The organism is Rhizobium sp. CG4 (assembly GCF_023701965.1).
Lineage (GTDB): Bacteria > Pseudomonadota > Alphaproteobacteria > Rhizobiales > Rhizobiaceae > Agrobacterium.
In genome coordinates this window covers 284,153-309,155 of record NZ_JABAEG010000006.1, presented here as the reverse complement: position 1 = coordinate 309,155, position 25,003 = coordinate 284,153, and the positions used below count along the sequence as shown (strand labels likewise).

At 55.6% G+C, this 25,003-nt stretch carries 22 protein-coding genes; 12 read left to right on the top strand and 10 right to left on the bottom strand.

What is annotated here, in order from left to right; genetic code table 11:
• Positions 1 to 58 precede the first annotated feature (58 nt).
• The 4 genes from HGO37_RS18385 (at position 59) to HGO37_RS18370 (ending at position 4,207) form a co-directional block, all read left to right on the top strand.
• Entirely contained in the window at positions 59 to 682 is a 624-nt protein-coding gene (locus HGO37_RS18385; protein ID WP_250984582.1) for a DUF2291 family protein, read from the top strand.
• Positions 679 to 2,223, top strand: a complete 1,545-nt coding sequence (locus HGO37_RS18380; RefSeq protein WP_250984581.1) for a sugar ABC transporter ATP-binding protein — start codon at positions 679 to 681, stop codon at positions 2,221 to 2,223. Before HGO37_RS18385 ends, HGO37_RS18380 begins: the two co-directional genes overlap by 4 nt.
• On the top strand, positions 2,220 to 3,302 hold the full coding sequence (locus tag HGO37_RS18375; RefSeq protein ID WP_192489653.1) for an ABC transporter permease: 1,083 nt from the start codon (positions 2,220 to 2,222) through the stop codon (positions 3,300 to 3,302). The genes HGO37_RS18380 and HGO37_RS18375 overlap by 4 nt, the downstream gene beginning before the upstream one ends.
• 95 nt (positions 3,303 to 3,397) lie before the next feature.
• Complete coding sequence (locus HGO37_RS18370; RefSeq protein WP_192489654.1) at positions 3,398 to 4,207, top strand: DeoR/GlpR family DNA-binding transcription regulator; 810 nt, start codon at positions 3,398 to 3,400, stop codon at positions 4,205 to 4,207.
• Positions 4,208 to 4,226: 19 nt separating this feature from the next.
• Here HGO37_RS18370 and HGO37_RS18365 read toward each other — a convergent pair whose 3' ends face one another.
• Positions 4,227 to 5,591, bottom strand: a complete 1,365-nt coding sequence (locus HGO37_RS18365) for an MmgE/PrpD family protein (RefSeq protein ID WP_250984580.1) — start codon at positions 5,589 to 5,591, stop codon at positions 4,227 to 4,229.
• Positions 5,592 to 5,702: 111 nt separating this feature from the next.
• Here HGO37_RS18365 and HGO37_RS18360 point away from each other — a divergent pair, with 111 nt between their 5' ends.
• The 8 genes from HGO37_RS18360 to HGO37_RS18325 all read left to right on the top strand — a co-directional run bounded on the left by HGO37_RS18360 (position 5,703) and on the right by HGO37_RS18325 (position 15,113).
• Complete coding sequence (locus HGO37_RS18360) at positions 5,703 to 6,608, top strand: LysR family transcriptional regulator (RefSeq protein WP_250984579.1); 906 nt, start codon at positions 5,703 to 5,705, stop codon at positions 6,606 to 6,608.
• Positions 6,609 to 6,643: 35 nt separating this feature from the next.
• Positions 6,644 to 7,543: a LysR family transcriptional regulator gene (locus HGO37_RS18355; protein WP_192489916.1), complete on the top strand. Its 900-nt coding sequence runs from the start codon at positions 6,644 to 6,646 to the stop codon at positions 7,541 to 7,543.
• 175 nt (positions 7,544 to 7,718) lie between these two features.
• The gene (locus HGO37_RS18350) at positions 7,719 to 8,663 is read left to right on the top strand and encodes an ABC transporter permease (RefSeq protein WP_192489657.1); all 945 of its coding nucleotides are present in this window, start codon (positions 7,719 to 7,721) and stop codon (positions 8,661 to 8,663) included.
• Positions 8,660 to 9,478, top strand: coding sequence for an ABC transporter permease (locus HGO37_RS18345; RefSeq protein WP_250984578.1), 819 nt, complete (start codon positions 8,660 to 8,662; stop codon positions 9,476 to 9,478). Before HGO37_RS18350 ends, HGO37_RS18345 begins: the two co-directional genes overlap by 4 nt.
• Positions 9,475 to 11,103, top strand: a complete 1,629-nt coding sequence (locus tag HGO37_RS18340; protein ID WP_250984577.1) for an ABC transporter ATP-binding protein — start codon at positions 9,475 to 9,477, stop codon at positions 11,101 to 11,103. Before HGO37_RS18345 ends, HGO37_RS18340 begins: the two co-directional genes overlap by 4 nt.
• Before the next feature lies 1 nt (position 11,104).
• Positions 11,105 to 11,968: a serine hydrolase gene (locus tag HGO37_RS18335; RefSeq protein ID WP_250984576.1), complete on the top strand. Its 864-nt coding sequence runs from the start codon at positions 11,105 to 11,107 to the stop codon at positions 11,966 to 11,968.
• Positions 11,969 to 11,993: 25 nt separating this feature from the next.
• A complete protein-coding gene (locus HGO37_RS18330; protein WP_250984575.1) occupies positions 11,994 to 13,535 on the top strand; it encodes an ABC transporter substrate-binding protein in 1,542 nt (513 codons plus the stop codon).
• A 135-nt stretch (positions 13,536 to 13,670) separates the two neighbouring features.
• A complete protein-coding gene (locus tag HGO37_RS18325; protein ID WP_250984574.1) occupies positions 13,671 to 15,113 on the top strand; it encodes a M20 family metallopeptidase in 1,443 nt (480 codons plus the stop codon).
• A 58-nt stretch (positions 15,114 to 15,171) separates the two neighbouring features.
• Here HGO37_RS18325 and kdgD read toward each other — a convergent pair whose 3' ends face one another.
• From kdgD to HGO37_RS18280, 9 genes are all read right to left on the bottom strand, one after another.
• Positions 15,172 to 16,077, bottom strand: coding sequence for a 5-dehydro-4-deoxyglucarate dehydratase (gene kdgD / locus HGO37_RS18320; protein ID WP_250984573.1), 906 nt, complete (start codon positions 16,075 to 16,077; stop codon positions 15,172 to 15,174).
• Positions 16,078 to 16,151: 74 nt separating this feature from the next.
• Complete coding sequence (locus tag HGO37_RS18315; protein ID WP_250984572.1) at positions 16,152 to 17,357, bottom strand: pyridoxal phosphate-dependent aminotransferase; 1,206 nt, start codon at positions 17,355 to 17,357, stop codon at positions 16,152 to 16,154.
• Between the two features lie 76 nt (positions 17,358 to 17,433).
• A complete protein-coding gene (locus HGO37_RS18310) occupies positions 17,434 to 19,071 on the bottom strand; it encodes a hydantoinase B/oxoprolinase family protein (protein WP_250984571.1) in 1,638 nt (545 codons plus the stop codon).
• Positions 19,072 to 19,085: 14 nt separating this feature from the next.
• Positions 19,086 to 21,176: a hydantoinase/oxoprolinase family protein gene (locus HGO37_RS18305; RefSeq protein ID WP_250984570.1), complete on the bottom strand. Its 2,091-nt coding sequence runs from the start codon at positions 21,174 to 21,176 to the stop codon at positions 19,086 to 19,088.
• 177 nt (positions 21,177 to 21,353) lie between these two features.
• A complete protein-coding gene (locus tag HGO37_RS18300; protein WP_192489667.1) occupies positions 21,354 to 22,199 on the bottom strand; it encodes a transporter substrate-binding domain-containing protein in 846 nt (281 codons plus the stop codon).
• A 40-nt stretch (positions 22,200 to 22,239) separates the two neighbouring features.
• Positions 22,240 to 22,890, bottom strand: a complete 651-nt coding sequence (locus HGO37_RS18295; RefSeq protein WP_060725904.1) for an amino acid ABC transporter permease — start codon at positions 22,888 to 22,890, stop codon at positions 22,240 to 22,242.
• Between the two features lie 9 nt (positions 22,891 to 22,899).
• A complete protein-coding gene (locus HGO37_RS18290; protein WP_192489668.1) occupies positions 22,900 to 23,568 on the bottom strand; it encodes an amino acid ABC transporter permease in 669 nt (222 codons plus the stop codon).
• Positions 23,569 to 23,578: 10 nt separating this feature from the next.
• Positions 23,579 to 24,334 carry an amino acid ABC transporter ATP-binding protein gene (locus HGO37_RS18285; RefSeq protein WP_174014749.1) on the bottom strand — a complete coding sequence of 252 codons (756 nt, stop codon included), beginning with the start codon at positions 24,332 to 24,334 and terminating at the stop codon, positions 23,579 to 23,581.
• 21 nt (positions 24,335 to 24,355) lie between these two features.
• Entirely contained in the window at positions 24,356 to 24,829 is a 474-nt protein-coding gene (locus tag HGO37_RS18280) for a RidA family protein (protein ID WP_250984569.1), read from the bottom strand.
• Positions 24,830 to 25,003: the final 174 nt, after the last annotated feature.

Here is a 25,003-nt window from a genome sequence, read left to right as displayed (position 1 = left end):
CCATCCGGGGTGCCTGAGCACCCCGGATGTTTGCCCGCTTTTAAAAGTTCGGATCGCCATGAAAATCACAACCCTTGTTGCGGTGAGCCTGCTTGCCGTGTCCGTTTCAGGCTGCAAACTGGTCAAGACCAACAAAGACGACGCGACAAGCGCCGCGGCAGACCCGATTGCAGAACTGGTCGAAACGACATTTGATGCCAAGCTGGTACCAGCGCTGTCACAGAAGGCCGTGGATCTCACGCAACTTCGCGACGCCATCAAGTCCGGTCTCGACAAGGCTGGCGAGAGCCATGGCGTAAGAGTTGGCGGCGCTGGCGGCGGCTGGAACTTCGCGATCAAGGGAACAGCAAACGTTATCAACGAAAACCGCGCATCCAAAGCAGCCGTCGCAGATATCGACATAGATGGTGATGGAAAGGCCGACGCGACCCTGCAACTGGGACCGGTCGTCAAGGGGTCGGCCTTGCGCGATACGACTGCACTTTATGATTTCTCCACATTCCGTGACCAGATCGAATATGCCCGACTTGGCCGCGCCCTCAACGACAAGGCCGTTTCCAAACTGCCCACAGTCGACACGCCGCTGAAGGGTAAAAAGATCAATTTCCTCGGCGCTGTGGTCATTCGCTCGGCAACCGAGCAGCCACTGATCATGCCAGTCTCCATCGAGGTGGCACAATGAGTGCGGTTGCAGCAGTCGAACCGCATCCGATCGGCCTGTCCATCCGCAATGGCTCAAAAATCTATCCTGGAACCCAGGCACTCAAGAATGTCGATTTTGACCTGCGCATGGGTGCGGTAAACGTTCTTGTCGGCGAAAACGGCGCTGGAAAATCAACGCTTATGAAAATCATAGCGGGCGTTGAACAACTGAATGGCGGCTCCATCGAACTGGATGGTAAGTCGGTTGTTTTTACCGACAAAACGGATGCCGCCAAACATGGCGTCGGCATTGTTTTTCAAGAACTCAACCTGTTCCCCAACCTGACGGTCGCGGAAAACATCTTCGTCGGTCACGAAAAGACCAGGGCTGGCATTCATATCGACAGGGCTGCACAGACCAGTGCCGCCAGAGCGCTGATGAAGCGGCTGGAACAGAATATCCATCCCGACACGCCGCTCGGTAACCTGCGGATCGGTCAGCAGCAGATCGTTGAAATTGCCAAGGCACTGGCGGAAAATGCCCGCATTCTCATTCTTGATGAGCCAACATCGGCCCTTTCTGCGGCCGAAGTCGAGGTGCTGTTCAGGGTCATCAACGACCTGAAAAAACAAGGCGTTGGAATTGTTTACATCTCCCACCGGTTGGAAGAGCTTATTCGCATAGGCGACTATATAACCGTCCTACGTGATGGCGTTATCACCGGATCGCGCTCGATGAAGGGCGTGGACATCCCCTGGATCGTTGCCAACATGATCGGCAGCGCATCGAAAGAGTTTCCCAAAACCGTTGAGCACGAGCTGGGCGACGAAGTGTTTCGTGTTGAAAACATCTGCCTGCCGAGCCCGGCTGGCGGTTATGCCGTTGATCACATGTCGCTGACGGTCAGAGAAGGTGAAATCGTCGGGCTTTACGGCCTGATGGGCGCTGGCCGTTCGGAACTGCTTGAGTGCATCATGGCACAACATCCGAATTCGTCCGGCCAGATGTTCATTTCGGGTAAACCACTCAAGGAACAAAGTGTCTCCGGGCGCATCCGTCGCGGTCTTGCTCTGATCCCTGAGGATCGCAAACGCGATGGCCTCGTGCAGATCATGACAATCCGGGAAAACCTGACGATGTCGTCTCTTTACGACTTCACGCGCGGGTTTCACCTGAGCCTCAAGGCAGAGGCCGCCAAGGCTGCCGAATTCGTCAAGCGCATGGCGATCAAGATCGCCAGCATGGAACATCCGGTTTCCAGCCTGTCCGGCGGCAACCAGCAAAAGGTCGTTATCGGCAAGGCGCTGATGACGAAACCGAAAATCCTTCTGATGGATGAGCCTTCTCGCGGCATCGACATCGGCGCCAAGGCGGAAATTTTCCGCACCATGCGGCGCCTGGCCGGTGATGGCTTGGGCATCCTTTTTGTCACATCCGATCTGGAGGAGGTTCTGGCCCTTTCCGATCGCATTCTCGTCATGGCGAATGGCCGGCTGACTGGACAATTTCCAGCTGGCGCCAACGCAGCGGATGTCGTTTCGGCGGCAACTCCCAATCTTAAAAAGGTTGAAACACTATGAGCAGCATCGACACCTCGGGCAACGTCAAAACCGTCACTGGAGTGTCAACGTCCAGAACCTCTGCATTGCTGCTACTTTTGCACATGCGGACATTCGTGGCTCTCATTCTGGTGTTCACCTTCTTTGCCATCGCCGCTCCCAACTTCCTGAGCATGGGCAATATGGTGATCATTTCCAAGCACGTTGCGCTGAATGCATTGCTTGCTATCGGAATGACCTTTGTCATCATCGCTGGTGGCATTGACCTGTCAGTCGGCTCAATTGTCGGCCTCTGCGCCATGGTCGCCGGATATCTGGTGCTTTACGGCATTGATCTCGGCTTCCTCGGCATTGGGTACAGCCTGCAGTTTAATACGATCGAAATCTGCCTTATCGTGCTAGTCGTGGGTGTCTTTATCGGCTCAATAAACGGGTTCCTGATAACCAAATTGAATGTGGCGCCGTTCATCGCCACGCTCGGCACGCTCTATGTCGCGCGCGGTGCAGCACTTCTGTTCTCCGAGGGCCGGACATTCCCAAACCTTTCCGGCAATCCGGAGTATGGGTCTGACACTTTCCGCATCATCGGTTCCGGCACGTTTCTCAGCTTTCCGGTCTCTGTGTGGATCATGGTGGTGGTGGCGCTGGGCGCTGCCTATCTCGCCAGCCGTACCCCGCTTGGCAGGCACATCTATGCCGTTGGCGGCAATGAGCGCGGCGCGGCGCTGTCGGGCGTAAACGTCGATCGTATCAAGCTGTTCGTGTACATGTTCTCTGGCCTGTGCGCCGCATTTGTCGGCCTCATCATATCCTCGCAGCTGCAGGCAAGCCACCCGGCAACCGGTGAGACCTTCGAACTGAATGCCATCGCGGCAGCTGTCCTTGGCGGTACATCCATGTCAGGTGGCCGCGGCCGCATCGCCGGCACCATCGTGGGTGCTTTCGTCATCGGCATCCTCGCGGATGGGCTTATCATGATGGGCGTTTCGTCCTTTTGGCAAACCGTCATCAAGGGTCTGGTCATCATCGCCGCCGTGGTTGTCGACCAGGTGCAGCAGAAACTGCAAGCACGCGTGGTGTTGCAGCAGAACGCCAATTGAGGATTTGATGCTACCAGATCGATACTGTAAGTATCCGATAAAAAGGAATCGAATAATTTCGATTGGTTGCGATTCAGGAGCTTAGGTAAGTCCAAATGGAAGCGAAAGACGAGCAAGATGCTTCGGAGTCGATGATCGGGCTTTTATCCGAGCCAAGACGTCGCCGCATTCTTGAATGGCTTCAAGAGGAAGGCTCCGCCCGCGTCAGAGAGTTGGCGGCCGCCTTCCACGTATCGGAAGCAACCATCCGTCAGGACCTTGAAAGGCTCGAAAACGAAGGTTTCATCACGCGCGAACATGGTGGCGCCTATCTCAATACGGTCGCACCACAAACTGGCACCATGACCCTGTACCATCAGGAAAACATGGACAAAAAGCGCCGTATTGGCGCCCTTGCTGCAAGCCTTGTCAAGGATGGCGAAACGCTGATCCTTGATGCTGGCACGACAACAACAGAAATTGCAACACGCTTGACCAACCGCCGTGATCTGACCTTGATCACCAACGCACTCAACATCGCAATCATATTGGGTGCTGTGCCATCATTTGCGGTGCACATGCCGGGCGGGCAATTCAAATCCCCCACGCTTTCGCTTTCGGGTGACAAGTCAGTCGAATATTTCCGCAACATTTTTGCGGGCAAGCTGTTTCTCGCCACAGCCGGTGTGGCACTGGATGCCGGGCTGACCTATCCAAGCTTTGCCGACCTTCAGTTGAAGGAAGCGATGATCAAGGCGGCGGCCCATGTTTACCTCGTGGCGGATTCGACCAAGATCAACAAATCGTCGTTCACGCGCCTTGGTTCTCTCGACGTGATCCATTCCTTCGTTACAGATGATGGCATTTCAGACCGCGATGCCCGCGAGTTTGAAAAACGCGGCATAGAAGTCCTGATCGCGAAGTAAGCCGTAAATCGCTCAACACCTATCTACGCAAAGAGTGGCTGACCTCTGCCCATAGGGATCGAAATGAGGTCGCATCTTCAATGTCCATAAGTTGTTGCCAGGCATCACTGCGAGCCTTCAGGCCAGCCCATTTCAGGCAATCTGCGAATTTCATCTGCCGTTGAGCGCTGCAGAGTGGCTTCTGAATTGAGCCATCTGCATGCAATCTCTCGATTTTGAGATGCCGTCCGTCATTCAAGTGAATGTCGACCCGATGCGGTAACCGCTCCGTGCCAACCTCTTCGGCAGCGGTGTAAGCCGACATGGATATCAGCGGCATCAACTGGCGAATGTCCGTACGAAAGATGGCAGACGGTGTAAAATCACCAAGAGACAGCCTGCCATGAACAAGTGCGGTCGTCAGGCAATATTGCATTGAAAAACGTGCCTGCATTTCATCGCGCGGGTCGGGATAGGTCAGATTATCCATCGCGGAAATGCCGACCTTGGTGTTGATGGACCTGATATCTTCCGCCCGAAATCCGTGCTGATCCTGCAACTCACGCGCCGCATCGATAGCGCGGTGTGTTGAAGCACAGCACGGGTGCTGTTTGGTCACCAGCCCACGTGTTTCGATGATGTGGTCATGACCGAATGAAAGCGCATCCCAGCCGGTTGCGGCATCGCCACCGAACAGATCTTTAAAGCCCTGTGATCGCTCGAGAATATCAAGCCGTCCTGCAACACCGGCCTTGGCAAGCAATGCCGCCTCAACCGCGTTGCGTGCCGCCAGCCCCGCATGCAGCGGTTTAGCGGGTGTTCCGAACTGACCCTTTGGCCCGCAGGCAGAACTCGTCGCAATACTCATCGCCTGCGCAATCTGGTCCCCGCCCATTCCCAACAAAACTGCGACACCAGCGGCTGCGCCGATTGCACCAACAGTCGATGTACCGTGCCAGCCCCTGTTATAATGCGAGGGAATAACACCGAAACCAACAGCCGCCTGCGCTTCCAACCCGGCGAGATAGGCATGGACAAATTGCCTACCAGTTATCCCATAGTCGGCGGTTGCGAGGGAAAGCAGGGCTGGCACCAGAACCGCAGATGCATGTGCACGGGCAGGATGGAAATTATCATCAAAATCAAGGCAGTGCGCAGCGGTACCATTGATCAGGGCGGCGGTTGAAGCCGATGCTTTTGACCCGTCGACCAATGCCGAGCCACCATGTTCACTGATATCACTGCCAAAGGCGCGCATCACGGCGCGTGGTGTCTCATCGTTGGCACCCGCCAACATACAGCCAATCGTATCGACAATAGCGTCTGTGGCTCGTTGCAACGCCAATGGCGAAAAGCTTTTACGGGTGGCAAGCTGTGTTGCGATTTTTTCAATTACGGTCGTCATTGACGAATGCCTTTTCAGCGGATTTCTTAGTGCCGTGAAAATGTGCGTTTTGGCCAAGGCGCACAATCTTATGCGGTTTACGGGTCGCTCTATTCAATTTCGGGAGAAGAAATGACGGAGGATAGCGACGTCATGATCAGCATCCGGCACATCCATGCCTATGATGCCATTGCCGCAACAGGCTCCACCATTGCAGCCGCCAATGAGCTTGGCGTTTCCCAATCAAATGTCAGCAGATTGCTGCAGCAGCTTGAGCTTTATCTTGGCGTCCGGCTGTTTGAGCGTGACAAGAACAGGCTTTCTCCCACGCGAGAAGGCTTACAAATCGGGCCCCAAATCCGGGCGATTTCGGATCGTCTGACGTCTCTGAAGGTCATGGCACAGGAACTGGAACATGGACGTTCGCAGGAAATCCCCTTGCGACTGGCTTTTCCCGCCAGTCTGTCCGTGACATTAGTGCCCCGCCTGATCAAACGCTTCCTTAGAGAGAACGGACCCGCACGTATAGAGGTGAAGTCAGGCAATTACCTGAGCATTGAACGTATGATCGCCGATGATGAAGCCGACATCGGCTTTACGCGCTTGCCTGAATCCACCCTCGGCCTGAAACATGAGCGCCTGCTTCCGTCGCGAAATATTTGCGTCTTGCATCGTGATCATCCGCTTTCCGTCCGTGACGGGCTGACAGTCACGGACCTCAAGGGCAACGACCTGATCCTGCTCAACAACGCACGACCTGTGCGCCATGAGTTGGAGGCGCTCCTCTACAATCACGGCCTCAGACAGCGCCCCGCCATTGAGGCGCATTCGGTTGGTTGTGCCTGTGCACTTGCGGCGGAAGGACTGGGAATTGCTGTTGTGGGTGAACTCATCGCCAGGGAATACACCGAACTGCCCTTGGCATTCGTACCACTGGAACCCGCTTTGACAGTCAATTATGCACTCATCAGCAGTGAGCGCGCACCGCTTTCCAAAGTTGCGGTTGCCTTTATACGCTGTCTGGAAGATTGGATATAACTCTTGGGTTTAATCGTGAAGGAACACCTCCGATGATCAATTTCCGGCAGCTGGAGGTGTTGAAAACCCTGCTTGCAACAGGCTCGACAATTGCCACAGCCAAAAGCATGAACCTCAGCCAATCGGGCGTCAGCAGGCTTTTGCAACAGCTTGAATCGGACCTGTCTCTGACGCTTTTTGCGCGCGACAAGGGCCGGCTTATCCCCACGCCCGAAGCCTTGATCCTTGCAAAGGATGCCGAAAACGTGCTGCTCGGCATTGAGCGATTTTCCGAGCTGGCAGACGATCTGCGCACCGGCGTTTCAGGTCCTGATCTGGTACGCATGGGCCTGCCCAGCAGCATGTGGGAAAATTTTGCCCCCGCCGTTCTCGCTGAATATGGGCGCAACTTTCCCAATGTGCGCATCGAAACCTTTTTTGAAACTACCACATCCATCACCCGCATGATCGAGCAGCGGGTCATCGATTTCGGCTTCCTGAGATATGAGGGGGAAATACCCACAAGCATCACCATGGAGCCCGTTGCACGTGGCGTCAGTGTCTGCGTCATGCACAAGGACCATCCGTTGGCGGCCAAGAAGGAGATCGGGCCGAAGGATTTGCGTGGTGAGCCTCTGATAATGTTGGGACGGCAACGCCCCCAGCGCGTGATGCTCGACAACACGTTCCAACGCGCTGGCGTGCGCCAGAATGTCAGGATCGAAACTCACAGCAACAGCTCGGCTTGTGCCTATGCCGCACACAATCTTGGCGTCGGTATCGTCAGCAGTTTTTATGCGAATCTCTACCCTCACCTGCCGATTGTTCAGCGCCAGTTCGTGCCTGTTGCGACACAGGAGTTTGGCCTGGCAAAACCAGCTGGAGTCCCGCCATCACTTGCCACACAGGCGTTGATGGACACACTCAAACAGCAGATAGATATCTCACAAAAATAAGCGTTTACAAACATTTATGCAGATTTTTACCCCGTCTGCATCACTGCGACAATATGCATAAACCTATGACAAAAATGCATAATATTGCGCAATTTTTCCATATCGCTCATAGTCCATGAAAATTGGAACAATGGATAGCCGCCTAAAAAACGGCATGTCCAGTTCAGGGGAACATATGCTTCGATTTATCTTAAACCGCCTATTCATGGCGTTGCCGACCGTGCTGATCGTATCGATCACCGTGTTTGCATTGATCCGTTTTATTCCCGGCGATCCGGCAGCATTGATGCTGGGCGACATGGCTCAGCCAGAGCAGATCGCCGAAATGCGTACCGAATTGGGCTTGGACAAGTCCATGCCGGAACAGTTCCTCATCTGGGGACAGAATGTTCTTGCTGGTGACTTCGGAAAGTCCATCGTCAACGACGAACCGGTCTTAGAACTTGTTGTTTCACGCTTCATCATCAGTGCGGAAATCGTGCTGATTGCGGTCGCGCTTGCCAGCCTGATTGCAGTTCCCGCTGGCGTGATCGCGGCCTGGAAACAAAACAGCATTACCGACCTTGCTCTGGTTGGCACTGCAACGGTGTTGCTTTCCATCCCGACATTCTGGCTCGGTCTGCTGCTGCTGTTGTTTTTCGGCCTCAAGCTCGGCTGGTTGCCTGTGCTCGGTTATGTCTCGATGTCTGAAAACTTCACGGCTGGCCTGCTTTACATAGTCCTGCCCATCATGACGCTTGTCATCCATGAGGCCGGTGTCCTTATCCGCATGGCGCGCGCATCGACGTTGGAAGTTTTGCGGCTTGATTACATCACCCACGCCAGAGCCAAGGGACTGTCCGAAAGCGCCGTTCTATGGAAACACGCGTTCAAGAACGCATTCGGCCCTACCTGGACGATGATCGGCCTGATCCTCGGCAATTTGCTCGGCGGTATCGCGGTCATCGAAACTGTATTCACCATTCCCGGCCTTGGCCGTCTGATGGTCGATAGCATTTTCCAACGTGATTACCCGGTTATTCAAGGCTGCCTTTTGTTTGTCGCCCTCTCCTACGTCGTGGTCAATCTTATCGTTGACCTGCTTTATCCTCTTTTCGATCCGCGCGTGGTGGCCGAATGAAAAAGCTTACATTCAATGCCGCCATTGGCGGCACGCTCATCACCGTCCTGCTGCTCGCAGCTCTGACAGGTCTGTTCTGGACACCTTACGATCCGATGAAACTGAGCTTCACCGCCCGTTTGGCGGCACCCGGTGCAGAACATTGGCTTGGTACCGACGAATTTGGACGTGATGTGCTGAGCCGCATCATTGTCGGCGCACGCGCCAGCGTCTGGATCGGCTTTCTGACGGTCAGTTTCGCCGTGTTTTTTGGTTCGCTCATCGGTCTTATCAGCGGTTATGCCCGCGGCTGGGTGGATGGCGTCATCATGGCCGTCAACAATGCACTGCTGGCCTTTCCCGGCATTCTGCTGGCGCTCGGTCTTCTCGCCGTGTTTGGTGCCAACCAATACGGCATCATTTTTGCGCTCGGTATTGCCTACACACCCTCCATGGCCCGCGTTGTCCGTGGCGCCGTGCTGTCGCTTCGCGAGCGTGAATTTATCGAGGCTTCGCGCGTAATGGGCAACAGTGAACTCTTCACGATGTTCCGCCACATCCTGCCCAACTGCGTTGCGCCGATCACCGTATTGGCAACTTCAATGTTCGGCTGGGCCATTCTGTCGGAAAGCGCGCTCAGCTTCCTTGGTCTCGGGGTACCACCACCCGCACCAACATGGGGCAATATGCTGGCCGCTGGCCGCCCCTTCATAGAGCAAGCCGTGTGGCTCGGTCTTTTCCCTGGCCTTTGCATTGCACTCACCCTTCTTGGAATCAACCTCCTGGGCGATGCGCTGCGCGACAAACTCGACCCACGTATGAGGGGCCTGAAATGACAGAACAAAATCTTATCAGCGTTCGCGACCTGTCGCTTCAGGTTTCCCACACCGGTATCGAAGTGGTGAAAAATGTCAGTTTCGACATCAAAGCCGGCGAGATCTTCGGCATCGTTGGCGAAAGCGGCTCCGGCAAGACACTTGCCACCCGCGCCCTGATTTCGCTTCTGCCGCCTGTCATCAAGGCAACCGGTGGCACGATCATGTATAAGGGTCGTGATACCCTGACCATGACCAGCCGCGACTTGCGCGCCATGCGCGGTGCGGAAATCGGCGTGGTGTTTCAGGAACCGATGACTTCCCTCAATCCGTCGATGACCATTGGTAAACAGCTTGAGGAAGGCCTTATCCTTCACACGACGCTGTCACCGGAAGAACGCCGCAAACGTATTCTCGACATGTTGAAACGTGTCGGCATTCGTGACCCTGAAGGTGCTCTGACATCCTGGCCACACGAATTTTCAGGCGGCATGCGCCAGCGTATCATGTTGGCATCGGTCATGCTTCTGAAGCCTGCCCTGTTGATTGCCGATGAACCGACCACTGCGCTTGATGCAGTGATCCAGCGTGACGTCATGGAATTGATGGTGGAACTGACCCGCGCCGAAGGCACGGCCGTTCTGCTCATCAGCCACGACTTGCCAATGGTGGCCCGTTATACCAGCCGTCTTGTGGTGATGGAAAAAGGTGTCATCGTCGAGAAAGGCACCACGGAAGATATCCTACAGAAGCCGCAACATCCCTACACAAAAAAGCTGCTGTCCTCTCTGCCGTTTCGCAGTGAAGCACGCGTACTGGCGGCTGACGCCAAGCCGATGGTTAGCGCCCGCGACATCATCGTCGATTATCCCGGCCGCAAGGGTTTCCTGAAAAAGGCAGCACCGAAACGCGCACTGCATGGTGTCAGCGTTGACATTCATGAGGGCGAGGTTGTTGCGCTGGTCGGTGGCTCAGGCTCAGGCAAGACGACACTTGGCCGCACCATCGCCGGACTGGTGAAAGAAAGCAGCGGCCAGATCCTGTTTGGTGGTCGCAGCCGCGATGCTGACTGGAACGACTACCGCCTGAACTGCCAAATGGTTTTTCAGGATCCCTACTCGTCTCTCGACCCACGCATGACCATTCTTGCACTGGTCGAAGAAGCGCTGCGTCTAGTGCCTGATATCGACAAGGCAGGAAAAAAGAAGCGTGCCTATGAGACGCTGGAAGAAGTCGGCCTGAACAGCAGCTACGCCAGCCGTTACCCGCACGAACTGTCCGGCGGCCAGCGTCAACGCGTTGCCATCGCCCGCGCGATCGCACGCCGTCCAAAATTCCTGATCGCCGACGAGCCGGTTTCAGCACTTGACGTAACCGTCAGGGCGCAGGTTCTCGACCTCTTCTCAAATCTGCAGAAACGTTATGGGTTTTCGTGCCTGTTCATCAGCCACGACCTCGGCGTGGTCGAGCAGGTGGCTGATCGGGTCATCGTCATGCAGGACGGACGCATCATCGAGCAAGGTGATCGTGACACCATCTTCGACAACCCGAAGGAGGCCTACACACGGCGTCTCCTTCAGGCAATTCCTGCTCTTGACCTCAACGAAAATGGTGGAGTGCAACTGAAATGGCGACTGGAGGCATAAAATGGACATGAGTGTAAACACCGCCGCCGCGGCAACCGCGCTTGAAGCAATTTGCAACGCGCAGCCTTTCACCACCCGTTTTATGGTGCGCAATCTTCTGACCGGTGAAACCATCGGTCGCGGTGAAGATGAAGAAACACCGTCTGCCAGCACCCGCAAGACATCCATCATGATGGCGGCCCTCAAAGCCGTGCATGAGGGCCGTTTGGATCTGGATGAGCAGATCGTCTACGAGCAACGTTTTTCCGAAGAAGTCGCCAGCGGCATGTTCCGCTACCTGACACCGGGCATCGTCATTTCGCTGCGTGATGCAATTACCGGCATGATGGTGCTGAGTGACAATGTCTGCACCAAGATGGTGTTCGAGCGGTTGCAGCTTTCGGAAGTCGACAGCTATTGCAAGTCCATCGGCATGAGCGGAACGCATCACCGTTTCCTCATTCCGCCATTGGCCCTATCGCCCGATCACACGCTGACCTCCGTCACCACCACGACAGCACGCGATCAGGTGTTTCTGCTGCAAACCATTTTGGACGCGCAGACTTCACCGGAAGCAGCGGAACTGCTCGGATCATCCATGGAACTTTGCGCTTACGCGCTGCAAACGCTCAAAAACCAGATCCTGCGGTACGCCATTCCATCACGGCTGCCATTTGGCACCTTGGTCGCTCACAAGGGCGGAACGGGCAAACGCGGCCGTATGAATGCCGGCATCGTTTACCGCGATGGCGCGCCTTTCTACATCATCGCCGCTTTCACCGATCAGGTGCCACAGGCGATGGCCGACGGAACGCCGGGCTACACCGTATCACTAGAAACGATCGGCAGACTTTCACGCGTCTGCTGGGACCAATTCCAGCAATAAACTCAATCACAAAAGAGGGTAGAACATGAAAAAGATACTGCTTGCAGGTACAGTCCTGCTCACCATGGCCAATATGGCGGTCGCCCGCGACATCGTCGTGGCGCAAAGCTCGGATTTGCGCAGTAACAATCCCGGCGTCAACCGTGACGGCAATACCGATGGCGTTATCCTGCACATCGTTGAAGGCCTTGTCGGTTACGCCAACAATGGTGAAGTCAAGCCACTTCTCGCCAAGAGCTTCGAAACCTCCGACGACGGCCTGACCTACACGTTCACTCTTCGCGACGGCGTGAAGTTCCACAATGGCAAAACGCTGACCGCCGAAGACGTGGTGTGGAACTGGAACCGCTATATGGACCCGGCCACCAAATGGACGTGCGTTGGTGATTTCGACGGTAGCCGCATCGTCCACGTTACCGGTGTCAAGGCTGTGGACGCCAACACCGTTACCATGACCCTTGAAAAGCCTTCGGCAGTTTTCCTCGGCCTGATGTCGCGCCCTGAATGCGGTTACACCGGCATGATCTCGCCCGATTCTGTCGCTGATGGCACCTTCAAGGAGCCAATCGGCACCGGTCCCTTCAAGTGGAACGAGTGGAAAAAGGGTGAATATATCCGCCTTGCCAAGTTCGATGATTATGTCTCGCCGGAAAATGACGGCAAGGCAGATGGCATGGTTGGCTCCAAGCGCCCGTTGGCTGACGGCATCAAGTTCATGGTCATTCCGGATGCATCCACGGTTAAAGCCGGCCTGCAGTCTGGCGTTCTGGACACGGCCGAAATCTCGCCGGACCTGATCCCTGAATTCAAGTCGAACGATAAGACACAGCTGATCGTTTCCCCGAACAACGGCAAGAACCTATTCTACATCCAGACCCGTGATCCGGTTTTGAGCAAGCCAGGCGTTCGCCGTGCCATGGCCATGGCGCTTGATCTCGACCAGCTCGTTATGGCCGCTTCGAATGAAACCGGCCATGCCAACGGCTCCATGGTTGCCGAAGACTCCATCTACTACAGCGACGTTCAGAAAAAACGTCCTGCCTACGATCTGGAAGCAGTTAAGAAAGAACTGGCAGAAGCCGGTTACAAGGGCGAGCAGATCAGCATCATCGCCAACAAGCGCGGTAACGTGCCAAGCTTCCCGGCCGCCGTGATGGCGCAAGCCATGATGCAGGCGGCAGGTCTTAACGTTCAGATCGAAGTTCTCGATTATGCAACACAGGTGGATCGTCGTCGTTCCGGCAACTACCAGGTCATTTCGCAGTCGGTAGCGCCACGTCTCGACCCGGCACTGATGTACAGATTCTATGTCGGTGACAAGGACAAGAACGCATCGCTGATGTGGGACAATCCAAAGGCCATCGAACTGATGAACGCCGCCTATGTCGAAACCGACCAGACCAAGCGTCAGGCGATTTTCGATGAATTCCATGAGCTGATGCTGGCCGAAATGCCCGGCATTTTCCTCTACGACATGATCGATGTCTGGGGCGCAACCGCCAAGCTTCGCGGTGAGCCAGTATGGCAGTCGAATGCCCGCCTTTGGGAAGTATCGATCGCGGATTGATCCGCACCTTCAGGACGTCAGCGATGAGCTGATGTCCTGAACAACTCAACTACAAAAACAGACGCAATGGCGGGCGTTAGTCCGCCATCCAGACTTCTTTTGCCTGAAATTCCACCCCTGCCCTGAGGATACGACATGCCTGATACCGCTTCACTTGCCGCGTTGAACGCCAATATTGATGGCCTTTCATCCGGGTTTACGGCTCTCAGTGACAGCATCTGGGATTTTGCAGAACTGAAATTCCATGAGCACCGCTCAGCCGAGCTATTGATCGACATGCTGAAAGAGCATGAGTTCTCGGTCACGACAGGTGTCGCCGGTATGGAAACTGCATTCATTGGCGAATATGGCAGTGGCAAACCGGTTATCGCATTCCTCGGTGAATATGATGCGCTGGCAGATATGAGCCAGGTCGCGGGTGTTGACGAACAACAGGTCACGGAGACGGGCGCAACCGGCCATGGATGCGGCCACAATCTCTTGGGCAGTGGCTCACTGCTTGCAGCCATTTCCCTTGCAAAACACCTGGCAGAAAACAACATTCCTGGAACGGTGCGCTATTACGGTTGCCCAGGCGAAGAAGGCGGATCCGGCAAGACCTTCATGGCGCGGGCCGGTCTGTTTGACGATGTAGATGCCGCCTTAACCTGGCATCCAGCACCGTTCAACGGCGTGCGGTCAACAAACAATCTCGCCGTTCTCGAATATTATTATCGTTTTAAAGGCGTTGCCGCCCACGCCTCCAATGCTGCCCATCTTGGTCGTTCAGCACTTGATGCGGTGGAACTGATGAACGTCGGTGTCAACTTCCTGCGCGAACACATGCCACAGGATTGCCGCGTCCATTACGCCATTACCGATACCGGCGGCAAAGCGGCCAATGTCGTACAGGCCCGTGCCGAAGTTCTTTATCTCGTTCGTGCGCCTGAAATGTCGCAAGCGCTTGCCCTTGCCGAGCGGGTCAACAAGGTGGCGAAAGGCGCTGCGATGATGACGGAAACCGAAGTCGAGATCGTCTTCGATTCAGCCTCAACAAATCTCCTGCCCAATCTGACGCTTGAACACGCAATCCATGACAATCTGACCGCTCTCGGTCCGGTTCCATTCGACGAAGCGGACGTTGCCTTTGCACAGAAGATTCAAGCCACTTTCTCAGACGAGGCAATCAAGAGCAGCATTCGGCTTTATCAGATCAAGGACGACGTTTTCCTCAATCACAAGGTGGATGGCACACAACCTTTGCACCTCGGACTTCGGTCTTTCGAGGGGCAGTCGCACTTCCGCGCAGGGTCAACCGATGTGGGCGATGTCAGCCGTGTCACGCCAACCGCGCAGTGCTGGGCACCGGCCTGGGCAATCGGCACAAATCCGCACACATGGCAGGTCGTGGCGCAAGGGCGCAGTCCCGGTGCACACAAGGCGATGATCCATGCCGCCAGAGCGATGGCTGCAACCGGACTTGATCTGCTTGTTTCGCCGGAATTACTGGCCAGAGCAAAGGCTGAGTGGGAAGAAAAAATGGACGGGCAGCCCTATGTCTGCCCGATCCCGCCGGATGTCCATCCTGCCATCGACTGATGGCAGCCTATCCATGCGTCATGGTTGCCCCGCAGAAAGGGCAACCATGAGTGTTCGTTCAGCGCTTGTACTTGCCGATCAGGGCTTCCATCATGCCCATTTCTTCCGTTGTCAGATCCTGCAATGGAGAGCGAACCGGGCCTGCATCAAAGCCCTGCAATCGCACGCCTGCCTTGACGGCTGCAACGGCATACCCCTTGGCACGGTTACGGATCGCCATGAACGGATAGAAGAAGTCGATAAGGATCTTCTCGCACGTCGCACGTTCACCTGCACGCAGTGCCTTGTAGAACTCCACTGCGAGACCCGGAACGAAGTTGAAAACCGCCGACGAATAGGTGGTAAAGCCTGCAGCCAGATAGGCCTCCGCAAAAAGCTCCGCTGTCGGCATGCCCCCGAGATAGGTCAGTCGGTCACCCATCTTCGCGGTGATCTGGCGCACCAGGCCAATGTCGCCCGTCCCGTCCTTGAAACCGACCAAGTTCGGGCATGCATCGCAAAGCCGTGCCAGCGTATCCGCCTGAAGAACCGAGTTGTCTCGGTTATAAACCATCACACCCATGCCGGTTGACTGGCATACTGCCTTGATGTGCTGGTAGAGACCTTCTTGCGGAGCGTCGATGAGATAATGAGGCAAAAGCAGAATGCCGTCGGCGCCAACCTTTTCCACTGACTTGGCTATGGAAATGGCGATTTCAGTGCCGTAACCGCAGCCCGAAACGATTGGTGTTGTGCCGGCCGCTTCCTTTGCGACTCGAACAATCTCCGGGATTTCCTCCGGTGTCAGCGAAAAGAACTCGCCTGTACCGCCGGCCGCAAACAAGGTCGCCGCCTCGAAACCGGACAACCAGTTGACGTGCTCGGCGTAGCTTTTTGCATTGAACTTGCCATCGCCATCGAAATGCGTAACCGGGAAGGACAACAGTCCCGCCCCCAAAACATGTTTCAGATCTTCGGTTTTCATGGATGTAACCCTCCTGTTGTCGAGGTGCGGTTGTCCGTCACCTCTGTCTACTTGTGAATGGGTGGAAAGATGGGTCAGGCCTTTAGAGAGCCGACCATTTGAGCCAAACGATCACAGGCACTTTCCAATTCCTGATTGGATGCGGCGATCGACAGGCGAATAAAACCAGGTGCACCGAATGCAGCACCGGGAACGCTGGAAAGGCCAAACTGCTGCAGCAGACAGGCGGCAAAGTCCGTATCGTCAGCAATGACATCCCCGCCGCTCGTCTTGCGACCCAACAGGCTTTGCACTCCGATAAATGCGTAAAATGCGCCATCGGGAGGAATGAAGTCGATGCCATCGATCTTCGCCAGACGTTCCGCCATGAGACGGGCACGGCTGGCAAAAATCTGTGCCCCATCAGTTACAAAGGTCTGATTGCCAGTCAGGGCTGCAAGCGCAGCCTCTTGTGCAATTGACGAAACGCAGGACACGCTTTGCGACTGCATCTTGTTGAGCGCCGAGATCAACGACTTTGGCCCTGCCGCATATCCAAGCCGCCAACCGGTCATGGCATAGGCCTTTGACACACCATTGACGACCAAAGTGCGATCACGCAATTGCGGACAGGCACTGACAAACGAGACGAAGGGTTTGTCGTGCAGAAGAACATGTTCGTAAATCTCGTCTGAGACCACGAGAATATCAGGGTGGCGGATAAGCACCTCTGCGAGCAACTGGTATTCAGCGGCGGAATAGATTGCTCCGGTCGGATTGGAAGGAGAATTCAACATCAGCCAGCGGGTTTTTGGCGTGATGGCAGCTTTCAGCTTACCGACCGAAATCTTGAAACCATCTTCAGGACCACAGTTGACGTAAACCGGCTTGCCGCCATGCAGGGCAACGATATCGCCGTACGACACCCAGCAGGGTGTTGGAATAATGACTTCGTCACCCGGTTCCAGTGTCGCCAGAAAAGCGTCGAACAGGATCTGTTTTGCGCCATTGGCAATCATCACCTCGTCGGCGGTGTAATCCAGCCCGTTCTCGGTCTTGAATTTTTGAACAATCGCCTTGCGCAGGCTTTCCATGCCAGCTGGCGCGCCATAGCGTATGCCACCTTTCAAAACAGCTGCGACAGCCGCTTTGGTGACATGCTCCGGCGGTTCAAAATCCGGCTCTCCCAATGAGAGATCAATGATGTCGCGACCTTCCGCCGCCAGCTTTTTTGCCGCCATGGCAATGGCCATGCTTGGGGATGATTTGATGCTTGCTGCGCGCCCGTTTTCGAAACTCATTTCCGACTTCCTTGACCTTATCTTTGAGCCAGAAACCGGGCGAGGCTGAACCTCTCGCCCGGTTTCTACGGGAGGGTTATTGGGCAATCACATAGTCGAAGTCAGTGTCGCGCTTCGCGGCATCGGCGTCGCGCTTTTCGACTGGACCGTAACCGCCGCCACCCGGCAGCTGCAGGATCAACCGCCGACCGGCAGGAACATGCTGACGACCCTTGGTGGCAAGACGTGTTCCGTCGTCGAGAAGAACGGCGCCGGCTGCACCACTTTCACCGCCTTCACGACCCCGTGGTGGATGATCGACGCGGTCAAACATCGCGTTGAAGTGCATTTCATGCCCATCGGTTGGGGATATCTCGACAACCTGACCGAGGCCACCACGGAACTGGCCGGCACCGCCGGAACCATCCCGCAATTCCTTGCGCCAGAAGATAACCGGACCAACATGCTCGGTCGCCTCGATCGACATAGAATGGACACCACTTGGGAAGGCGGTGGCACTCAGACCATCAAGTGTCGAGCGGGCGCCAGCACCACCACTGTTGAACAGCAGGACTTCTGCGCGCTGACCGCCGTCGGCTGGTGCATGCTCACCCTGCAATGGCCGTACGCTGACATGCAGGTTCCACAGGGCGCCCGCACCTTCTGCCGGAACCTGCCCCGGCAGCATCTTGTGAACCGCACCAAGTACGGCGTCCGGTACCAGGTGGCCGAGAACGTGGCGAACCGATACTGGGGCCGGGTGCTGAGCGTTCAGAATGCAGTTGGTCGGTGCCGTCATACGGAATGGCAGCAGCGAAGCGTGGTTGTTGGGGATTTCAGGCGCAATCGAGCATTTCATTCCATAGCAGGCATAGGCTGCCGAATAGATGATCGGGCAATTGATACCCTTCGGGCTGGGCGGTGATGTGCCCTCGAAATCCGCAAGGATATGATCTTCTGCAACATCAAGACGCACGGCAATGTCGATTGGCGAGCCGTAACCGTCGACACGCATCACGTTCGAATAGGAGCCCCTTGGCAAGGCCGCAATGCGTTCGATCGTCGCGTCATAGCTGCGCTTGAAGATGAACTCGCCAAGCGTCTCCAGATCATCAAGCTCAAACTCTTCCATCATGTCCATCAGACGGCGATGGCCGATTTCGTTGCAGGCAGCGAGCGAGTAGACGTCACCCACCACCTGATGGCTTTCACGCACATTGTTGTGCAGGATGTTGACCAGATCCTTGTTGACCTTGCCACGTTCGGCAAATTTCATGATCGGTACGAAGATACCTTCCTCGTAAACTTCGTTGGCATCCGGTCCGAAACCGCGACCGCCGACGTCCACAACGTGGGCGGTACAGGCGAAGTAACCCACCAGCGCCCCATTGCGGAAGCTGGGCGACACGACGGTGAAGTCGTGCAGGTGGCCCGTCCCCTTCCAGGGATCGTTGGTGATGTAGACATCACCTTCAAAAATGTTTTCAGGGCCAATATCGCGGATGAAATGACCAACCGCCTCGGCCATGGCGTTGACGTGGCCGGGCGTACCGGTCACAGCCTGGGCAATCATCTTGCCGCCACGGTTGAACACACCGGCAGACAAGTCACCCGATTCACGCACACTGGTGCTGAAAGCGGTACGAATAAGGGTGACAGCCTGTTCTTCAACGACGGAGATCAGACGGTTCCACATGATCTGCATGTGGACTTCGGAAAGTGCATTGGTTTTCATGGGTAATCCTCCGTTCAAGCGCTTTGCTTGACGCGTACGAGCAGGCATCCGTCAGCTTGCATGATGACTTCGCGGCTTGCGGTGATAATGGTCGAGGTTTCGCGTTCGGTGATGACGGCAGGTCCTGAGACCCAGTCGCCGGCCTTCATGTCGCTGCGCGACACAATCGAGGCTTTCTGGAAGCTGCCTTCCTGCACATCGAAGATTTCACGCACACCGCTGGCTTTGGCGCTGGCAGCCTTTTCAGTCTTGCCAATACGGCCGGGAGGCGTGACTTTTGACGTTGCACGCAGCGACCAGCTAACGATCTCGACATCCAGACCGTCAATGACACGGCCGAAGAACTGTTCATATTGTTCATCAAACAGGTCACGGAACAGCTTATCGTCTGTGTCGGCGTAATCACGGACGTCGATAGTGACAGGCACTTCCCATCCCTGACCGACGTAACGCATGTAAGCCGTGCACTCGAGTGCCGGATCGGCATCTGGAGCACCGGAACGAACGAAGGACGTGGCTTCGGCAATCAGGTCGGAGATCGTCTGGTTGATAGCCTTGGCCTCAAATCGGCTGAGACGGCTGTAAGCACTGCGAACGGATTCGAAACCGAAAGGCGCACGCAGGAAGCCGATAGCCGAACCAACACCGGCACCAGGCGGGATCAGTAGATCCGACATGCCGAGCTTTTCACACAGCCGTGCCGCATGAATTGGTGCTGCACCACCAAAGGCAATCATGGTGAACTCGGAGAGTTCCTTGCCGTTTTCCACCGCATGCATACGCGCGGCATTGCTCATGTTCTCATCAACCACTTCGCTGAGACCGTAAGCAGCCGTTGCGATGTCCGTTTCAAGTTTGGAGGCGATGTCGGTGTCCATGGCTTTGTCAGAGGCCGGGCGGTCCAATTTCATGGCGCCACCGGCAAATTCATCCGGGTCAAGACGACCAAGAATAAGGTCGGCGTCGGTTACCGTCGGGTTTGCACCGCCGCGACCGTAGCAGGCAGGGCCTGGCTCGGAACCCGCACTGTGCGGCCCAACACGGATCTGGCGCATGCTGTCGATGGTTGCGATAGAGCCACCACCGGCACCGATTTCGACCATTTCGATAACCGGAATGGAAATCGGCATGCCGCTGCCCTTCTTGAAGCGCCATGTACGGGCGACTTCAAAGGTTTTCGATGTTTTTGGTGTCTGTTTTTCAATCAGGCAAATCTTGGCGGTCGTACCGCCCATGTCGTAGGACAGAACCTGATCGAGACCATAGCTGCTGGCAATATGGGCTGCAAAAATGGCACCGCCAGCCGGTCCGGATTCAAGCAGACGAACCGGGAATTCAACGGCGCTTTCGACGCTGATGATACCGCCACCGGAATGGATCATGAAGACCGGGCAGCGCGTGCCTTCTTCGGTCAACCGGCCAACAAGGCGGTTTAGGTAGGACGCCATCAGCGGCTTGACGAAAGCATTGGCGCAAACCGTGTTGAAACGCTGGAATTCGCGCATCTGCGGCGAGACCTCAGACGAGATCGACACAGAAATATCCGGCTTTTTGGCAAGTAGGCGTTCGCGAACGACCTTTTCATGCTCGCCATTCAGATAGGAGTGGATGAAACCGATCGCGACGCTCTCGTAACCAGCTGCAATAATGCGGTCACACAGCGCGTCCACTTCGGCGATATCCAGTGCCTTGAGCACCGAGCCATCTGCACCGATACGTTCATCGATGACAAAACGTTCGTTTCTTGGCACGAGCGGCGCCGGCAGAACAATATTGAGATCATATTGTTCGAAACGGCTTTCGGTGCGCATTTCGATGACGTCACGGAAGCCCTTGGTGGTGATGAAGGCCGTGCGCGCGCCACGTCGTTCAATCAATGCGTTGGTCGCCAGCGTGGTGCCGTGGATGATCGTATCGATCTCGGAAAGCTCGACACCCGCCACCTCCGCCACCTGTCGGATACCCTTGACGATCGCGTTTTCGGGATAAGAGTAATCGGTCAACACTTTGATCGAATGGAGCGTGATGCCTACCTCCATCGCAACGTCGGTGAAGGTGCCACCGATATCGACACCGACCCTGATCTGCTTGCCATCTTTCGCCATTTTATAACTCATGCTCCGTAAGCGAGCTGCTGGTTGTGCCGGGCGCGGGACGTTCAATTTTTGACGTGCGTCCGCCGTTCCCCCACCCACACAATCAGGTGGAGGCCAAAAGCTCTTGAATTGTTGATATTGAGGTGTTCTGCGCGACGGCCGCAGCGGCCGCGCAGAAATTCAGCGTTACTGTTTGCCGGTGAAATCGACACCCGGCAGGGTCGTTGGCAACTTGGCCCGATCAACCCCGATCCATTTTTTGTAGGCGGCATCCAGCGTGCCGTCTGCCGTGTGGCGGGTGACAAAGTCCGTCAGGTAATCCAGCAATTCCTGATCGCCCTTGCGCACTGCCATGCCCTGGAAATTGTCTGCAACCTTGTACTTGCGGTCGAATTGCGCATCGTAACCGGCCTGCTTGATAACAATGCCGTATGTCACGCTGCCAAGAATGGCATCGACCTGGCCAGAAAGCAGTGCCTGAACGGTTGTTGCGTCATCGTCAAAACGTTTGATCTGGGTGTCTGGAGGCGCAACCTTGACCAGCAGTGGTTCAAAAGCGCTGCCGCGGTTAACGCCGATCACGAACTTGCCGAGATCTTCGTTCGCCTTGATGTCAGCATCTTTCTTGCCCCAGACCGTGATGTCATTCGATGAATAAGGAATGACATACTGGATGACCTTGGCGCGTTCCTCGGTAATCGTCATCGACGGTACCAGGAAGTCGACATTGCCGTTGACCAGCAGCGGAATACGGTTCTGCCCGGTGATGCGCTCGAATTTCACCTCAACACCAAGTTCCTTGGCAATCATGTTGGCAATCTCGATATCGAAGCCGTCGTTCTGACCCTTTGGATCAATAAAGCCCCAGGGGAACTGGTCCATCTGTACGCCAATGGTAGCGGTGCCTTTGGCCTTGATTTCTTCCGGCGTCACAGCCAGTGCCGACGTCGCAAATGAGGTCGCGGCAAGAAGGACGGCAGTCAATCCGCCGAGGGCTTTGGAACGCGAAAGAGTGAATGCTGTATTGAACATAGTGTCACCTCTGGTTGGTTTTTTGTCATGCGTTCTTGTGTTACCGAGCGGCGTTCAGGCGCCTTTCGATCCGTGCACTGCAATAGGTCAGTGGTATGCAGATGAAGAAGTAGATGAGTGCAACAGCCCCATAGACCTGCAGCGGCTGAAACGTGATGTTGGCCATTAGCTGTCCAGAGCGGGTAAGCTCTGTCAGGCCGAGAAGTGCGGCAAGAGCTGTACCCTTGATCAGATTGACCAGGAAGCTGATGGTCGCTGGCAGGCCTATGCGGAATGCCTGCGGCAGTACAATATCGACCATGCGGTGTACGTAACCAATACCAAGCGCACGCGCCGCCTCGCTCTGCCCATCAGGAACCGCCTGAATGCTGCCGCGCCAGATTTCACCGAGAAAGGCGCTGGTGTGCAGCGAAAGACCAATGGTCAGCGCCACCCAGACATCCACCTTAATGCCGACCAGCGGCAGGCCGAAATACACGAAGAACAGTTGCACGAGCAGCGGCGTACCCTGGAATATCTGGATGTAGGTCGCCATCAAAATACGCAGCCATTTCCATTTGCTGGTACGTCCAAGTGCGACTGCCAGTCCGAGCGCGCCTCCGGCTGTGAAGGCAAGAAGCGACAGGACGACCGTCCAACGCGCGCCTTCCAGCAAGAACAGGAACTCTCCCCAACCAAATTGACGGATCATCGCACTGCCTCACTTTACAGGATAGGAGAAATACACTCGGCCAATGGCGCCGAGAGCGATGGAAAAGAACTGCGACAGCGCAAGATAAATGGCACCGAGGGTGAGATAGATCTCGAAACTGCGGAAGGTCTGGGAGTCCAGCGTCTGGGCGAAATAGGTCAGTTCTTCCGCCGACACCGATGACATCAGACTGGAGTTCAGCATCATCAGGATAAACTGGCTGCACAGCGCCGGATAAACAGCACGGATGGCAGGCCGAAACACAACGAAGCGGTAAATGTCCACCGTGTGCAAACCAAGCGCTCTGCCCGCCTCGATCTGGCCAGGACGAATGGACTGCACACCGCCGCGAACAATCTCCGCCGCATAGGCCGCACAGTTCAGTGTCATGGCTAGGATCGCCGCCTGCTCTCCGCTTAACCGTATGCCCAGTGCTGGCATGCCGAAGAACACAAAGAATACCTGCACCAGAATTGGCGTGTTGCGGATCAGTTCGATGTAGCCAATGGCGATGGTGCGCAGCACGGGCGTCTTACTCATCCGCATGGACATGAAGACGATGCCAAGGCTCAAACCAAAGACCATCGACAGCGACGACATCTTCAATGTGCCGATGATGCCGTCCGCGAGCATCGGCCAGGCGGCAAATACAGGGGTAAAATCAAACGTATAATTCATCGGTCACTCCTCAGTGGTTGAGGATCTGGCTGAGGAACGTTCTGGTACGCTCATGGGCCGGATTGCTGAAGAACGTGTCCGGTTTGGCGCTTTCGATGATCTCGCCGCGGTCCATGAAAATCACCCGGTGGGCAACAGCGCGCGCAAATCCCATTTCGTGAGTAACGCAGATCATTGTGATGCCGTCATCGGCCAGCGATACCATCGTATCAAGCACTTCCTTGACCATTTCCGGGTCAAGAGCTGACGTCGGCTCATCAAACAGCATGATCTTGGGATCCATGCACAATGCCCGGGCGATGGCGACGCGCTGTTGTTGTCCGCCGGAAAGCTGGGCCGGGAATTTTTTGGCCTGTTCGGCAATATGGACGCGCTCCAGATGACGCATTGCCTTGTCTCTCGCCTCGGCAACCGGCGTTTTGCGAACGCGACGCTGCGCCAGCATGCAGTTTTCAAGAACGGTTAGATGCGGAAACAGATTGAACTGTTGGAAAACCATGCCGACATCACGGCGGATATGGTCTGCGTTGTTACCTTTCTGGCTGAGTTCGGTGCCATTAACGGCAATCTTGCCCTGCTGGATTTCCTCAAGGTGGTTGATACAGCGGATCAAAGTCGACTTTCCCGATCCAGAGGGGCCACACAAAACGATATGTTCGCCCCGTGCGACATTGAGGTCGATGCCCTTCAGCACCTGGAGCGTGCCATACCACTTGTTGACGCCGGTCATCTCTATGGCTTTTTCCGACATGCTGGTCCCGTTCATGGCCAGTTCCCCTTTTTGTTGTCAGGCGTTAGGTGCGATTTCAAATATGGCATCAATCTCGACAGATGATCCGCGCGGCAGAGATCCCGCGCCAAGTGCGGTGCGGACATGACGGCCCTTGTCTCCAAATATCTCGACAAGAAGATCGGAAGCACCATCAACGACGGCCGGATGCCCTTTGAAATCAGGTGGCGCATTGACGAAGCCGCGAAGCTGGACACAGGCAACCACCCGGTCTAGATCCCCGTCCAGCGCAGCGTTGACACGCGCTATGACATTGAGTGCGCAAAGCCGGGCGGCCTGATAACCGTCGCCGGGCGAAATATCCTGACCGACAACGCCGACAAAATGCTCGACGCCATCTATTCTGGGTATCTGACCCGAAACGAACAGCAGACTTCCCGCCACTCGGTGCGAAATGTAATTACCTGAAGCCGGGGCAATCGACGGCAATACGATGCCCAGCTCTGTGAGACGTGCGGAGACGGCACCCATAGCAGCTTTCCATTTTAATTTTTGAACGCGCAGTGTGCGCGGACCACGTTCCCGGAGCCAATCGCCAACCGTCTTGTTACATCTGACTGGTCGTAAGCTCACTTGTTCTGAGGTAGAGCATTATTGAAATAGTACCTCTTGTCAACAACAAACAAAGAGATACTATCTCTTGAA

Excerpts from the sequence above, each read along its gene's own strand:
- HGO37_RS18385 (WP_250984582.1), top strand. The coding sequence starts at position 59 with ATGAAAATCACAACCCTTGTTGCGGTGAGCCTGCTTGCCGTGTCCGTT.
- HGO37_RS18380 (WP_250984581.1), top strand. The coding sequence starts at position 679 with ATGAGTGCGGTTGCAGCAGTCGAACCGCATCCGATCGGCCTGTCCATC.
- HGO37_RS18375 (WP_192489653.1), top strand. The coding sequence starts at position 2,220 with ATGAGCAGCATCGACACCTCGGGCAACGTCAAAACCGTCACTGGAGTG.
- HGO37_RS18370 (WP_192489654.1), top strand. The coding sequence starts at position 3,398 with ATGGAAGCGAAAGACGAGCAAGATGCTTCGGAGTCGATGATCGGGCTT.
- HGO37_RS18365 (WP_250984580.1), bottom strand. The coding sequence starts at position 5,591 with ATGACGACCGTAATTGAAAAAATCGCAACACAGCTTGCCACCCGTAAA.
- HGO37_RS18360 (WP_250984579.1), top strand. The coding sequence starts at position 5,703 with ATGACGGAGGATAGCGACGTCATGATCAGCATCCGGCACATCCATGCC.
- HGO37_RS18350 (WP_192489657.1), top strand. The coding sequence starts at position 7,719 with ATGCTTCGATTTATCTTAAACCGCCTATTCATGGCGTTGCCGACCGTG.
- HGO37_RS18345 (WP_250984578.1), top strand. The coding sequence starts at position 8,660 with ATGAAAAAGCTTACATTCAATGCCGCCATTGGCGGCACGCTCATCACC.
- HGO37_RS18340 (WP_250984577.1), top strand. The coding sequence starts at position 9,475 with ATGACAGAACAAAATCTTATCAGCGTTCGCGACCTGTCGCTTCAGGTT.
- HGO37_RS18335 (WP_250984576.1), top strand. The coding sequence starts at position 11,105 with ATGGACATGAGTGTAAACACCGCCGCCGCGGCAACCGCGCTTGAAGCA.
- HGO37_RS18330 (WP_250984575.1), top strand. The coding sequence starts at position 11,994 with ATGAAAAAGATACTGCTTGCAGGTACAGTCCTGCTCACCATGGCCAAT.
- HGO37_RS18325 (WP_250984574.1), top strand. The coding sequence starts at position 13,671 with ATGCCTGATACCGCTTCACTTGCCGCGTTGAACGCCAATATTGATGGC.
- kdgD (WP_250984573.1), bottom strand. The coding sequence starts at position 16,077 with ATGAAAACCGAAGATCTGAAACATGTTTTGGGGGCGGGACTGTTGTCC.
- HGO37_RS18315 (WP_250984572.1), bottom strand. The coding sequence starts at position 17,357 with ATGAGTTTCGAAAACGGGCGCGCAGCAAGCATCAAATCATCCCCAAGC.
- HGO37_RS18310 (WP_250984571.1), bottom strand. The coding sequence starts at position 19,071 with ATGAAAACCAATGCACTTTCCGAAGTCCACATGCAGATCATGTGGAAC.
- HGO37_RS18305 (WP_250984570.1), bottom strand. The coding sequence starts at position 21,176 with ATGGCGAAAGATGGCAAGCAGATCAGGGTCGGTGTCGATATCGGTGGC.
- HGO37_RS18300 (WP_192489667.1), bottom strand. The coding sequence starts at position 22,199 with ATGTTCAATACAGCATTCACTCTTTCGCGTTCCAAAGCCCTCGGCGGA.
- HGO37_RS18295 (WP_060725904.1), bottom strand. The coding sequence starts at position 22,890 with ATGATCCGTCAATTTGGTTGGGGAGAGTTCCTGTTCTTGCTGGAAGGC.
- HGO37_RS18290 (WP_192489668.1), bottom strand. The coding sequence starts at position 23,568 with ATGAATTATACGTTTGATTTTACCCCTGTATTTGCCGCCTGGCCGATG.
- HGO37_RS18285 (WP_174014749.1), bottom strand. The coding sequence starts at position 24,334 with ATGAACGGGACCAGCATGTCGGAAAAAGCCATAGAGATGACCGGCGTC.
- HGO37_RS18280 (WP_250984569.1), bottom strand. The coding sequence starts at position 24,829 with ATGGGTGCCGTCTCCGCACGTCTCACAGAGCTGGGCATCGTATTGCCG.